Genomic DNA, 12206 nt, shown 5'->3' on the forward strand with positions numbered 1-12206 from the left:
ATCGGCCCGCGAGGTGCGAGCCGCTCCTGGCTGAGCCATCGTGGAGGGTGGACCGTGCAGAAGGTGAACGGTCAGCCCGAGCGGGAGGAGCAGCCATGCCGAAGCGTGACCCGGGACCGAGCGTCAAGGACGACGAGCTGTACGAGAAGCTCCGCGACGAGGGCAACTCCAAGGAGAAGTCGGCGCGCATCGCGAACGCCGCGGCCGGCTCGTCGCGCAAGAGCGTCGGCCGCAAGGGCGGCAAGTCCCCCGAGTACGACGAGTGGACCGCCGACGACCTGCGCAAGCGCGCGGCCGAGATCGGCATCGAGGGCCGGTCCACGATGCGCAAGGACGAGCTGATCAAGGCCCTGCGCAACCACTGACCGCCCCTCACCCACCCCCGCCCCCGGCGCCTCTTCGAGGCCTAAGTTTCTCGCCTCTGAACCGATTCAGAGGCGAGAAACTTAGACCTCGAAGAGAGGGCGGTACGGCGGCAGAGGGCTGGGTCAGTCGCTGGCGGCGTCCTGGCTCTTGTCGCGGTCCTTGTCGCGACTGGGCTGGACCCGCTTGGGCTCGCCCGGCATCTTCGGGTACTCCGGCGGGTAGGGCAGGTCCTCGAGCCCGTCCGACTCGTCGCGGGCCGCGAGCTCCAGGGCGGCGTCCAACGAGCAGTCCAGGCCCGGGTCGCGGTCGGCGCGCAGCGCGGCGAACAGGTCGCCCCGCTCGGCGAACCTGGGCGGCGCCGTCAGGACGTCGAAGTCGTCCGGGTGGACGTCCGCGACCTCGTCCCAGTCCAGCGGCATCGACACGGTGGCCCTGCCGTTCGCCCGGATCGAGTACGCGGAGGCGATGGTGCGGTCGCGAGCCATCTGGTTGTAGTCCACGAAGATGGCCTCGCCCCGCTCCTCCTTCCACCACCGCGTGGTGACCTTGCCGGGCAGCCGCCGCTCCAGCTCGCGCCCGATCGCGATGGTCGCGCGCCGCCCTTGCGTGAACGTCCACCGCGGCTCCAGCGGTACGAACACGTGCAGCCCGCGCCCGCCCGACGTCTTGGGGTACCCGGTCAGGCCCAGCTCGCCCAGCAGGTCGCGCAGGTACGGGGCGACCGCGGCCGCCTCGTCGAAGCTGGTACCCGGCTGCGGGTCGAGATCGATCCGGAGCTGGTCGACCGCCTCGACGTCGTCGCGCCGCACCGGCCACGGGTGGAACGTGAGCGTGCCCATGTTGGCCGCCCAGGCCACCACCGCCGGTTCGGTGGGGCAGACCTCGTCCGCCGTCCGGCCGGACGGGAACGCGATCGTCGCGGTCTCCACGTAGTCCGGCGCGCCCTTCGGGACACGCTTCTGGTAGAAGCCGTCCCCCTTCGGGTCGTCCGGCTTCGGCATCCGCGTGGTGAGGCGAGCACCCTCGTGCCAGCCCTTGGGCCAGCGCTCCAGGGTCGTGGGGCGGTGCAGGAGAGCACCGGTGATCCCGTCGGACACGGCGACGAAGTACTCGACGACCTGCAGCTTGGTGATCCCTCGGGGAAAGACGACACGGTCGGGGCTCGTGACGCGCACCGTCCGGCCTGCGACGTCGAGCTCCACCGCGGGTGTCTTGGATCCGGCCATGACCCGAACCTAGCGCTCCAGCCCCGCCAGCGCTGCCGCGAACGCCCGGTGCGCCGCGGGACGACCGACGAGACGGGCGCGCCGGTCGAGCACCCGCCTCGCGCGCAGCAGGTCCACCCCACGTTCCGACAGGGCCACGAGCACGGGCACCGCAGCCTCCAGCGGCACGGTGCAGGCCACGTCGACGGCAGTACGGGTCATCCCTGTCACGGGCACACCAGCGAGCCGGACGGTATCCCTGGCGAGCCCCGGCGCACGCCGCGCCACCCGCCCCGGACGGGGCGCCGGATAGTGCGTGTCGGGGGCGTAGGCGAGCTCGACCGGCGCATTCGCGGGCCACGCCGGAGCGACGACGCCGTCGTGCACGCCGGTGTGCACCCAGGCCGCCGTCGAGGCCGCCAGCACGCACCGCACAGGGACGTCCCGTGCCAGCGCCAGTGCCCGGTGCCGCGCCCCGACGACCGCGCCCGCGGCGACCGCCGCGCCGTCGCGCAGCTCGAGCAGGGCACCGGCCCGCCGCAGGTCGGACCACGCCACCGCGCCGCCGACGTCCGCGGGCGTCACCACGAGGGGCGCGTCCGCCGGCCGGGGATCCAGGAGCGCGGCGAGAGAGGTGCACGGGGACGGCATGCGCAGAACCTATGCGCAGCGGGCCCGGTCGCGCAGTGCGACCGGGCCCGCTGTGGACAACTGCTCGAAGGACGTCAGCCCTTGGAGTCCTCCGCCGCCTTGACGACCTGCTCGAGCCACGAGCGACGGGCGGTGACCGCCGCCTCCAGCTCGGAGATCTTGCGCTTGTCGCCCTTGGCCCGGGCGGCCTCGAGGTCCGCCTCGAGCCCCTCGATCGCGGCCTCGAGCTGTGCGGCCGCACCCTCGGCACGTGCCCGCGTCTCCGGGTTGCTGCGCTTCCACTGCGCCTGGTCGGCGTCGCGGACGGCGGTCTCGACCGCACGCAGGCGGCCCTCGACACGCTGGATGTCACCGCGCGGGACCTTGCCGGCCTCCTCCCAGCGCTCCTGGATGCTGCGCAGCGCGGCCTTGGCCTTGTTCAGGTCCTTGACCGGAACCAGCGCCTCGGCCTCCAGCAGCAGCTCCTCCTTGACCTTCAGGTTCTCGCCGTACTCCGCGTCGATGACGGCGTTCTCGGCGTCCCGCGCCTGGAAGAACCGGTCCTGCGCCGCCCGGAACCGGGCCCACAGGGCGTCGTCGTCCTTGCGCGACGCACGACCCGCCGCCTTCCACCGCGTCATGAGGTCGCGATACGCACCGGCGGTGTAGCCCCAGTCGGTGCTGGTGGACAGCGCCTCCGCCTCCGAGACCAGCTTCTCCTTCTCGACCTTGGCGGCGTTGTTGCGCTGCTCCAGGTCGGCGAAGAAGTGCCGGCGCTCGCGGTCGAACGCGGTGCGGGCGTGGCTGAACCGCTTCCAGAGGGACTCCTCGGTGGGGCGGTCGATACGCGGCCCGGAGCGCTGCGCTTCCTTCCAGCGGTCCAGCAGCGAGCGCAGCTCCTCGCCCGCGGGGCGCCACTGCATCTTGCTCGGGTCGGTCGCCGCGATCTTCTCGGCGGCCTCCACGATCGACGTCCGAGCGGCGACGGCCTCCGCCTTGGCGGCGGACCGTGCCTCCTCGAGTGCGGCCCGACGCTCCGCGGCGAGACCGCGCAGCGTCTCGACGCGGGTCCGGAGGGCGTCCAGGTCACCGACGGCGGCCGGCTCCGCGGTCTCCTCGCCGAGCTTCTGCAGGGTCTGGTCGATCTCGCGCACCGACAGGTCGGCCTGTTCGAGGCGGGCCTCGAACAGGCCGACCTTCGCGGCGAGGTCGAGGTACCGGCGCACGTACAGCGCCAGGGCCTCCTCGGTGGTGACCCCCGGGAACTGGCCGACGATGCGCTCGCCGGCGGTCTCGCGGACGTACACGTTGCCCTCGTCGTCGACCCGGCCGAACTTCTCGGCCTCGGTGTGCGCGGCGGCGTCGGCCGCGACCGGCACCACCGGGGCCGGTGCGGCCGACGCCGCCTGTGCCGCGGGAGCCGACGGCGTACCCGGCTTGGGCGGACGCGGTCGCGCGAGCGCGGCCGGCGACGGGATCGCGGACGGCTTCGGCGTCGCCGCCTGGGGAGCGGGAGCCGGGGCGGGCTTGTCCTCGGCAGGGGCTTCGGCGTCGGCCGCCGGGGCCTCTTCCGTGGGCGCTTCCTCGGTCACGACCTCTTCCGCGGGAGCCTCGGCTGCAGGAGCCTCTGCCGCCGGCGCATCCTTCGTCGCAGTCTCCTCGGCGGGAGCGTCCGCCGTCGGAGCCTCCTCAGCCGGAGCCTCCTCAGCCGGGGCCTCCTCAGCCGCGGGCGTCTCGTCGGCCGGGGCCTCCGGCGCGGTCGCCTCGTCGGCGGCCGGCTCCTCGACGGGGGCCGCAGGGGTTGCCTCGACGGCGTCCTCCGGTGCCTCCACCTCGGCCGGCGCCTCTGCGGGCGCAGGTGCCTCGGTCGCCTCGCTCGCCGCCTCGGCGGGGGACTCTGCTGCGGTCGGAGTCTCGGCCACGGGCTCGGCGGGCGCGTCCTGCTGGACGGGCTCGGCCGAGCGGGAAGTGGGTTCGCTCACTGGGTCTCAACTCCTTCGATGGTGACCGGGTCGACGGGCGCACCGTCAGATGCGCCGCCCGCCGCTCCCGCGTCAGCGACTGCCCGGACGAAGTCCAGGCCGGATGTGATCGTGCCGAAGACCGTGTACCCGCCGGCGGTGTCGGCGGGGATGGTCGATTCCTCGTAGACGAGGAAGAACTGGGAGCCCATGGACTCTGCGTCGTCGCCGACTCGCGCCATCGCGACGGTGCCGGCGGGGTAGACGTCGTCGTCCGGGGCATTCTCGATCGGCCCGAAGTTGTAGCCCGGGCCACCCTGGCCCGACATGGTCGGGTCGCCGCACTGCAGCACGAAGATGCCGGACGTGGTGACGCGGTGGCAGCCGGTGCCGTCGAAGTAGCCGCCCTGGGCGAGCGTGACGAAGCTGGCGACCGCCTGCGGTGCGCTCTCGCCGTCGAGCTCGAGGACGATGTCCGCCTCGGTGTCGCCCGAGCAGGCCTGCAGCGTGACGGTCCACGTGCGGTCCTCGGACACCGACGGCTCGGCGAGCTCGTAGTCCTCGCGGGCCTCCTCGACACCGGCAGGGCAGGCGCCGGCCGCTTCGGGCTCGTTCCCGGTCAGCGCGGCGATCACGAAGGCGCCCACGAGCGCGAGCACCGTGACCAGCGCGACCAGGCCCCAGACCCGCTGCTTGTGGGCGCGTCTGGCCGCCTGCCGCTGCGCTCGCTTCTCCGCCTGCCTGGCCTGCTGCGCGCGCTGCCGCTGCTTGGTGGACGCCACCGCGTTCCTCTCTCCGTGCTCTCTCGTGCTCGCCTTGACCCGGGGCTTGGCCGCGCTGGACCGATTCACTGCCGGATCCGGGGCGAATCACCCCGTGCGGGGACAGTGTAGGCATCGGATGCCAGGTCATACTGTCTGAGCCGATTCTCCGAGGGGTGAAGCGGGCCCTGTCAGCGAGGACGCCAGCCGCTACCGTGGGCGACGTGGAGCTTCGTGTAGTGGTCGCACCCGTGTTCGGCACGAACTGCTGCGTCGTGTCCTCGGGCGCCGACTGCGTGATCGTCGACGCCGGCGCGGGCGTGGTGGACGCCGTCACGCGGCTGGTCGACGACGAGGGCTTCACCCCGCGCGCCGTCCTCGCCACGCACGGCCACGCCGACCACACCTGGGACGCCGGAGAGCTCTGCGCGCGCTACGAGGTCCCGATGCGCCTGCACGAGGCCGACGCCTACCGTCTGGCGGACCCCTTCGGCACCCTCAGCCCTGCGTTGGAGGCCGCGTTCGGCCTGCACCGCGACGACTACCGTGCGCCAGCCGTCGTCGAACCGTTCGCCACGCCGGGCGGGTCCGCCGTGCTGACCTTCGGGCAGGTCACCCTGCACGCCCTCCACGCGCCCGGGCACACGGAGGGCTCCACCCTCTACCGGCCCGACGGCGACGTGATCCTCACCGGCGACGTCCTGTTCGCCGGCTCCGTCGGCCGCACCGACCTGCACGGCGGCTCCGGCCAGGTGATGAGCGAGACGCTGCGTGACGTGGTGCGCGGGCTCGACCCGGCGCTCGCCGTCGTACCGGGGCACGGGCCCGCCACGACCGTTGCCCGCGAGCTCGAGACCAACCCGTTCCTCGCCGCGGACCGCACATGAAGGCCTACGTCGACCAGCGCGCCGGGATGGCTGCTGACGGCTGGTCGGCGGCCTGGACGTTCGACCTCGAGCACTGGGGAACCTGCGGTCAGGGACCCGACGACGCGGCGGCGCTGGCGGACCTCGGCACCCGCTGTGGCCTCGGCGCGACGGCGGCCGGCGACGGGGCGCTCCAGGTGGTCGAGCGGGTGGACCGTCCGGCGAGCGGCGACGAGACGGTGTTCGCCCGGGACCGGGTGCCGGCGTCGGAGGCGGAGCGGGCGGTGACCCTCGAGATCCTGGAACGTGCCCGGGCCAGGACCCTGGAGCTGGTGCGAGGCGCTCCGCCGTCCGTGCTGGCCTACCGCGATCCCGACCGCACGCTCCCGCCGTACGCCTGGTGGCACACCGTCGGACAGGTCGCGCTGCACATCGCGGACATCGAGTCGCGCTACTACCTGCCGCTGCTCGGGCTCCCCGCCCGGGAGCGGGCGGGCGACCTCGTGACCGAGCTCGAGCAGTCGGGCGCGCACGTCCGCCGTGTCGTGTCCCAGATGGCGCTCGACCTGGCGGCGACGTCCGACCGCCGTGGGAGCTGGACGAGCGTCAAGGCGCTGCGCAGGCTGGCCTGGCACGAACGGGGCGAGCTCGAGGTGCTCGTCCGGCTGGTCGAGCAGGCGGCTGTGGAAAGGCCGGGCTGACAGCGCCCTGCTCGTGGGAAGATCTGTGGCATGGCAAAGCCCACTCCTCTCTCCGGTTTCCCCGAATGGCTCCCTGACGGTCGCATCGTCGAGCAGCACGTCCTCGACACGCTGCGCCACACCTTCGAGCTGCACGGGTTCGCCGGGATCGAGACGCGGGCCGTCGAGCCGCTGGACCAGCTGCTCCGCAAGGGGGAGACCTCCAAGGAGGTCTACCTGCTGTCGCGGCTGCAGGACGAGGACTCCGCCGGCCGCGCGAGCTCCGAGAAGCAGCTCGGCCTGCACTTCGACCTGACGGTGCCGTTCGCGCGCTACGTGCTGGAGAACGCCGGCAAGCTCGCCTTCCCCCTCCGGCGCTACCAGATCCAGAAGGTCTGGCGGGGTGAGCGCCCCCAGGAGGGCCGCTTCCGCGAGTTCATCCAGGCCGACATCGACGTCGTCGGTGCGGGCGAGCTGCCCTACCACTTCGAGGTCGAGGCGCCGCTGGTCATGGCCGAGGCGCTCGGTGCGCTGGCCGAGATCGGCCTGCCGCCCGTGCGCATCCTCGTCAACAACCGCAAGGTTGCCGAGGGCTTCTACCGCGGCATCGGGCTGGACGACGTCGAGGGCGTGCTGCGCCAGATCGACAAGCTCGACAAGATCGGGCCGGACAAGGTGTCCGAGCTCCTGGTCACCGAGTGCGGCGCCACGGACGACCAGGCCAAGGCCTGCCTCGCGCTCGCGTCCGTCTCGGGGTCCGACGTCGGGGTGATCGCGGAGGTGCGTGCGCTGGCTGAGTCGCACGGAGCCGTGACGGAGCTGCTGGAGACCGGCCTGGGCGAGCTCGAGGCGCTGATCGCGGCGGCCGCGGAGCGCGCCCCCGGCGTGGTCGTGGCGGACCTGAAGATCGCGCGTGGTCTCGACTACTACACGGGCTCCGTCTACGAGACCGTGCTGGTGGGGCACGAGCAGCTCGGTTCGGTCTGCTCCGGTGGCCGCTACGACACGCTCGCCTCGGACGGCAGGAACACCTACCCGGGCGTCGGGCTGTCGATCGGCGTCTCGCGCCTGGTCTCGCGGCTGCTGTCCGCGGAGCTCGTGCAGGCGACCCGGTCGGTGCCGTCCGCGGTGCTCGTCGCGGTGGCGTCCGAGGACCAGCGCGCGGTGTCTGACGCCGTGGCCACCGCCCTGCGGGCCCGGGACATCCCGGTCGAGGTGGCGCCGAGCGCGGCGAAGTTCGGCAAGCAGATCAAGTACGCCGACCGGCGGCGCATCCCGTTCGTGTGGTTCCCGGGTGCCGCGGGGGAGGACGGCGTGGTCGGTCCCGACCAGGTCAAGGACATCCGTTCGGGCGAGCAGGTGGACGCCGACGCCGGGACGTGGGAGCCGTCCGCCGAGGACCGCTGGCCGCGGGTGGTCCCGACGTCCTGACCCTGACGCCGGCGCTGACCGCGACGCGGTCGGCGGAGCAACTTGACGTCGGTTCGAACGAGTGTTCGAATCAGGTATGCGATGGCACGGTCAGGCGATCAATCATGACGACGGTGCGCTTCCCGGGCTGGAGCTGCCCGGGTTGCGCACCGCCGGGCTCCTGCGCACGGTCCGGTCGCCCGAGTTCGCGGGCGTGACCTTCCACGAGGTGCTGGCCAAGAGCGCGCTGTCGAAGGTGCCGGCGGCGTCGCAGATGCCGTTCAGGTGGACGGTCAACCCCTACCGTGGCTGCTCGCATGCCTGTTATTACTGTTTCGCCCGAAACACCCATGAATATCTCGACCTGGACGCCGGGCACGACTTCGACTCCCAGGTCGTCGTCAAGGTCAACGCGGACCAGGTGCTCCGCGCCGAGCTCGCCAGACCCTCCTGGACCCACGAGGCCGTCGCGCTCGGCACCAACACCGACCCGTACCAGCGGGCCGAGGGTCGCTACCGGCTCATGCCCGGCATCATCTCGGCGCTCGCGGACTCGGGCACGCCGTTCTCGATCCTCACCAAGGGCACGCTCCTGCGGCGTGATCTTCCCCTTCTGGTGCAGGCCGCCGAGAAGGTCGAGGTCGGCCTCGGGGTGTCGCTCGCCTTCGCCGACTCGCCGGCCGGCCGGGAGCTGCAGCAGGCCGTCGAGCCCGGCACGCCGTTGCCCCGGGCCCGCCTCGACCTGATCCGTGCGATCAGGGCCGCGGGGCTGCCGTGCGGTGTCATGGTCGCGCCGGTCCTGCCGTGGCTCACCGACTCGCTCGCCCACCTGGAACGGCTTCTCGACTCGCTGGTCGACGCCGGTGCGACGGGCGTCACCGTGCTGCCCCTGCACCTGCGGCCGGGCGCCCGCGAGTGGTACCTCGGCTGGCTCGAACGGGAGCATCCGCACCTGGTGGAGGGCTACGGCCGGGTCTACGCGCGGGGCGCCTACGCGCACAAGGGCTACCGGGACTGGCTCTGGGAGCGGGTGCGGCCGCTGATCGACGAGCGTGGGCTGGGCAGTTCCGCGATGCACCGGGCCCGGGCCGCCGGGGCGCACGAGGGCGATCAGCACGTGGAGGGCGACTACCCCCGGGGTGCGTTCAGCGGGGTGCGGGCCGACGGGGCCGGCGCGGCGTCCGTGGGTGGCGACGTCGGGAGCGAGACGCTGTTCTGATGCCCCGTCTGTTCCCACCCGACGACCCGCGCCTGGCCGGCTACACCCTGCAGCCCCTGGCCGGAGGCTGGTCGGGGGAGACGTTCCTGGCCACGCCGGCAGGTGGTCCCGGCGCGGGGCCTGCCGACCAGGTGGTGGTCCGGTACTTCGCCGGTGGGCGGCACGCGAGCACGCCGCCGGCATCCAGGCGGCGCTCCTCGGCCGGGTCCGTGGCATCCTCCCGGTGCCGGCGGTCCACCAGGTGCACGACGGCGACTTCACGTCGCCCGGGCCGCTGGTCACGGAGCTGCTGCCGGGGGGAGCGGGGTGACCTGGTCCTCGCGCGGCCACCCGGCCACCGACCTGGGCAACCTGCTGCGTTTCGACCGGGAACCGGCCTACGTCGAGGGCGTCCTGGACGGCTACGTCGCAGGTGCGGGTGGAGGTGCGGGGCATGTCCTCGGGACCGGTCCGGAAGAGGGCGTCGACTCCGCCCGGCCCGGCCGCCGTCCGGCCGCCGACCTTGCCCGGGCGACCGATCTCGCCCGGGCGGCGGACCTCGTCGCCCTGGTGGACCTGGCCGCTCGTCCGGCGAACAACCCGGTGGTGCGCCGGGCGGGGGAGCACCTGAGGGCGATCGCCCGCACCGGGGACGTGCACGCCACCCCGTGACCTGCGGCGCTACCGTATGGCCATGGTCCAGCTCGTCCCGCACACGGTGGTGCCGGGGGCGCTCGCCGGTCTGCCGCAGCCGACGCTTCCGCTCGGGGACGGGATCGAGCTGCGCCCCTGGTCCGACGGCGACGCACCGGTGGTGCACGCCGCCTACACCGACCCGGACATCCAGCGCTGGCACGTGCGGGGCATCGACTCGCTCGACGAGGCACGCGCGCTGATAGCGGCCTGGCGGCGTGCCTGGTCGCAGGAGCAGCGCCTCGAGTGGGCGGTTGCCGGCGCTGACGGAGCCGCGCTCGGACGGCTCGCGCTCAAGGACCTCGTCCTGTTCGACGGCGTGGCCGAGATCGCGTACTGGACCGTGCCCGCTGCCCGGGGACGAGGGCTGGCGCCCCGGGCCGTGGACGCGGCCACACGATGGGCGTTCCGGGTCGGCTTCCGACGCCTGCAGCTGGAGCACTCGACGCGGAACCCCGCGTCGTGCCGTGTCGCGGAGAAGGCCGGGTTCGGCGCGGAAGGGACGCGCCGGGGCGCGGCGCTGCATGCGGACGGTCATCACGACATGCACCTGCACTCCCGGCTGGCCGACGTCGGCACGGGGTGAAACTTTCGTTGCTCCCCCCGGAGACCCCCTGTTTGACTCGATGTCATGACCTTGCGCTCGACGGCGTCGCGCCGAGTACGCGCGGCCCGCACCCCAGCCCTGTCCCTACTCTTCGTCGGCTCGCTGCTGGCCGCGGGCGCGGTGCCCGCCCAGTCCGCGACCGGAGCATCACCCCCGGCAGAACATCCAGCCGCCCCGAACGCGGCCGCGGCGTCCGAGACCGTCGTTCCCGCGTCGGCCGAGGACATCTCCTGGTCCGCGTGCGAGGGCGCGAAAGCCTTCGAGTGCGCCACGATCGAGGTGCCCTCCGACTACGACGAGCCGCGCGGTGCGACCACCGAGGTCGCCGTGACCCGGCTGCCTGCCACGGACCAGGAGAACCGCATCGGGAGCGTGCTGGTCAACTTCGGCGGACCGGGAGGTCCCGGCGTCTCGGGCCTGCACACGTACGGCGAGGGCCTGTTCGACGCCTCCGTCCACGAGCGCTTCGACATCGTCAGCTTCGACCCCCGCGCCGTCGGTACGTCGGACCCGGCCACCTGCTTCCCGACGGCGGAGGCTGAGCAGGAGTTCGGCGCGAAGGCGCTGCCGCTCCCGTTCACGCGGGCCCAGAACGCTCGGTTCCTCGGTGAGGCCGCGGTCCTCGGTGCCACCTGCACGCTGTTCGGCGGCGATCGCATCGCCACGGCGTCCACCGCCAACGTGGCCCGCGACATGGACGTGCTGCGGCAGCGGCTGGGTGACGACAAGCTCACCTATGTCGGGTACTCGTACGGCACCATCCTGGGCGCGACGTACGGGAAGCTGTTCCCCGAGAACGTGCGCGCGCTGGTGCTCGACGGCACCGTCGACCCGCGGACGTGGACGGGACCCGCGGAGGGCGAGCTGTTCGTCGCGCGCATGCGCCAGGCGGAGGCCGGCACCGAGACCTATGAGGAGTTCCTGCGGCTGTGCGTCGGGGCCGGCGAGCGGTGCGCCCTGAACGCCCTCGGGGACCCTGCTGAGGTGGTCGAGGACGTCTACGCGGCGCTGAAGAAGGAGCCCGTCGAGGTCCCGGCAGGCGACGGGACCACCGTCGAGGTGGGGTACGCCGACCTGGCCACCGTGGCCTTCTCCTCGATGTACGACACGGCGTACTGGCCGCTCCTTGCGGACTACGCCGCCGAGCTCGCCGTCCTGACCGGCGTGGCCCCGGCGGCGCGCGCGGACGCGCTGGACTCCGGCCTGTCCATCAGCGAGCTGTTGCGCCGCCTCGGTCTCGCGGAGGACTACGAGTCCACCGGTGGCGGCCTCGCCAGCCTGTGCGTGGACGCCGACTTCCCGGGCCGTCCGGCGTCGTACCCCCGCAAGGTGGCGGCGCTCGACGAGCAGTACCCGCACTTCGGCCTGCTCCGCGGCTGGGTGGGCGTCCACTGCGAGTTCATCTCGGTCCAGGACGAGGACGCGTACACCGGACCGTGGGAGCAGGCGACGGAGGAACCCGTGCTCGTCGTCGGCACCCGGTTCGACCCCGCGACGCACTACGGCTTCACGGCGCCGTACGCCTCCCTGTGGCCGGACGCCCGGACGCTCACCGTCGAGGGGTGGGGCCACACGACGATCAATGCGAGCACCTGCGCGGACGAGGCGATCGGGCGGTACCTGATCTCGCTCGAGGCCGACGACGGCGCGGTGTGCGAGCAGGACCGGGTGCCGTTCTCGCCGGAGGCCCTGCGCGACGACGCCCGTCCGGCCGTCCCCGCCCCCAGGATCCTGACGCAGCCCTGACGCAGCCCTGACGCAGCCCTGACGCAGCCCTGACGCACCGTTCACCACAGCACGTGCAGCCAGGATCTCGCCCCGCCGGGCGG

12 protein-coding genes are annotated in these 12206 nt (G+C 73.1%); 8 read left to right on the plus strand and 4 right to left on the minus strand.

What is annotated here, in order from left to right; genetic code table 11:
- Positions 1-95: 95 nt before the first annotated feature.
- Entirely contained in the window at positions 96-365 is a 270-nt protein-coding gene (locus LUM46_RS16565) for a DUF7218 family protein (protein WP_274995305.1), read from the plus strand.
- Between the two features lie 123 nt (positions 366-488).
- On the opposite strand, the gene LUM46_RS16570 is transcribed toward LUM46_RS16565, so the two are convergent.
- The 4 genes from LUM46_RS16570 to LUM46_RS16585 form a co-directional block, all read right to left on the minus strand.
- Positions 489-1592, minus strand: coding sequence for a DNA polymerase domain-containing protein (locus tag LUM46_RS16570; protein WP_274995306.1), 1104 nt, complete (start codon positions 1590-1592; stop codon positions 489-491).
- Positions 1593-1601: 9 nt separating this feature from the next.
- On the minus strand, positions 1602-2222 hold the full coding sequence (locus LUM46_RS16575) for a hypothetical protein (RefSeq protein ID WP_274995307.1): 621 nt from the start codon (positions 2220-2222) through the stop codon (positions 1602-1604).
- A 74-nt stretch (positions 2223-2296) separates the two neighbouring features.
- Positions 2297-4183: a DUF349 domain-containing protein gene (locus LUM46_RS16580; RefSeq protein ID WP_274995308.1), complete on the minus strand. Its 1887-nt coding sequence runs from the start codon at positions 4181-4183 to the stop codon at positions 2297-2299.
- A complete protein-coding gene (locus LUM46_RS16585) occupies positions 4180-4944 on the minus strand; it encodes a peptidylprolyl isomerase (protein WP_274995310.1) in 765 nt (254 codons plus the stop codon). Before LUM46_RS16585 ends, LUM46_RS16580 begins: the two co-directional genes overlap by 4 nt.
- 203 nt (positions 4945-5147) lie before the next feature.
- On the opposite strand from LUM46_RS16585, the gene LUM46_RS16590 reads away from it, so the two are divergent.
- From LUM46_RS16590 to LUM46_RS16620, 7 genes are all read left to right on the plus strand, one after another.
- Positions 5148-5810, plus strand: coding sequence for an MBL fold metallo-hydrolase (locus tag LUM46_RS16590; RefSeq protein WP_274995311.1), 663 nt, complete (start codon positions 5148-5150; stop codon positions 5808-5810).
- Positions 5807-6490, plus strand: coding sequence for a DinB family protein (locus LUM46_RS16595; RefSeq protein WP_274995312.1), 684 nt, complete (start codon positions 5807-5809; stop codon positions 6488-6490). The genes LUM46_RS16590 and LUM46_RS16595 overlap by 4 nt, the downstream gene beginning before the upstream one ends.
- A gap of 30 nt (positions 6491-6520) precedes the next feature.
- Entirely contained in the window at positions 6521-7900 is a 1380-nt protein-coding gene (gene hisS / locus LUM46_RS16600) for a histidine--tRNA ligase (RefSeq protein WP_274995313.1), read from the plus strand.
- A gap of 76 nt (positions 7901-7976) precedes the next feature.
- Entirely contained in the window at positions 7977-9098 is a 1122-nt protein-coding gene (locus LUM46_RS16605) for an Rv2578c family radical SAM protein (protein ID WP_274995315.1), read from the plus strand.
- Positions 9099-9404: 306 nt separating this feature from the next.
- The gene (locus tag LUM46_RS16610; protein WP_274995316.1) at positions 9405-9749 is read left to right on the plus strand and encodes a hypothetical protein; all 345 of its coding nucleotides are present in this window, start codon (positions 9405-9407) and stop codon (positions 9747-9749) included.
- Between the two features lie 22 nt (positions 9750-9771).
- Complete coding sequence (locus LUM46_RS16615; protein WP_274995317.1) at positions 9772-10356, plus strand: GNAT family N-acetyltransferase; 585 nt, start codon at positions 9772-9774, stop codon at positions 10354-10356.
- A 45-nt stretch (positions 10357-10401) separates the two neighbouring features.
- Positions 10402-12123, plus strand: a complete 1722-nt coding sequence (locus LUM46_RS16620) for an alpha/beta fold hydrolase (RefSeq protein ID WP_274995319.1) — start codon at positions 10402-10404, stop codon at positions 12121-12123.
- Positions 12124-12206: the final 83 nt, after the last annotated feature.

The organism is Promicromonospora iranensis (assembly GCF_028994805.1).
Taxonomy (GTDB): domain Bacteria; phylum Actinomycetota; class Actinomycetes; order Actinomycetales; family Cellulomonadaceae; genus Promicromonospora; species Promicromonospora iranensis.

Bases quoted from the DNA above. Each gene is read 5' to 3' on its own strand.
- LUM46_RS16565 (WP_274995305.1), top strand. From the start codon at position 96: ATGCCGAAGCGTGACCCGGGACCGAGCGTCAAGGACGACGAGCTGTAC.
- LUM46_RS16570 (WP_274995306.1), bottom strand. From the start codon at position 1,592: ATGGCCGGATCCAAGACACCCGCGGTGGAGCTCGACGTCGCAGGCCGG.
- LUM46_RS16575 (WP_274995307.1), bottom strand. From the start codon at position 2,222: ATGCCGTCCCCGTGCACCTCTCTCGCCGCGCTCCTGGATCCCCGGCCG.
- LUM46_RS16595 (WP_274995312.1), top strand. From the start codon at position 5,807: ATGAAGGCCTACGTCGACCAGCGCGCCGGGATGGCTGCTGACGGCTGG.
- hisS (WP_274995313.1), top strand. From the start codon at position 6,521: ATGGCAAAGCCCACTCCTCTCTCCGGTTTCCCCGAATGGCTCCCTGAC.
- LUM46_RS16605 (WP_274995315.1), top strand. From the start codon at position 7,977: ATGCGATGGCACGGTCAGGCGATCAATCATGACGACGGTGCGCTTCCC.
- LUM46_RS16615 (WP_274995317.1), top strand. From the start codon at position 9,772: ATGGTCCAGCTCGTCCCGCACACGGTGGTGCCGGGGGCGCTCGCCGGT.
- LUM46_RS16620 (WP_274995319.1), top strand. From the start codon at position 10,402: ATGACCTTGCGCTCGACGGCGTCGCGCCGAGTACGCGCGGCCCGCACC.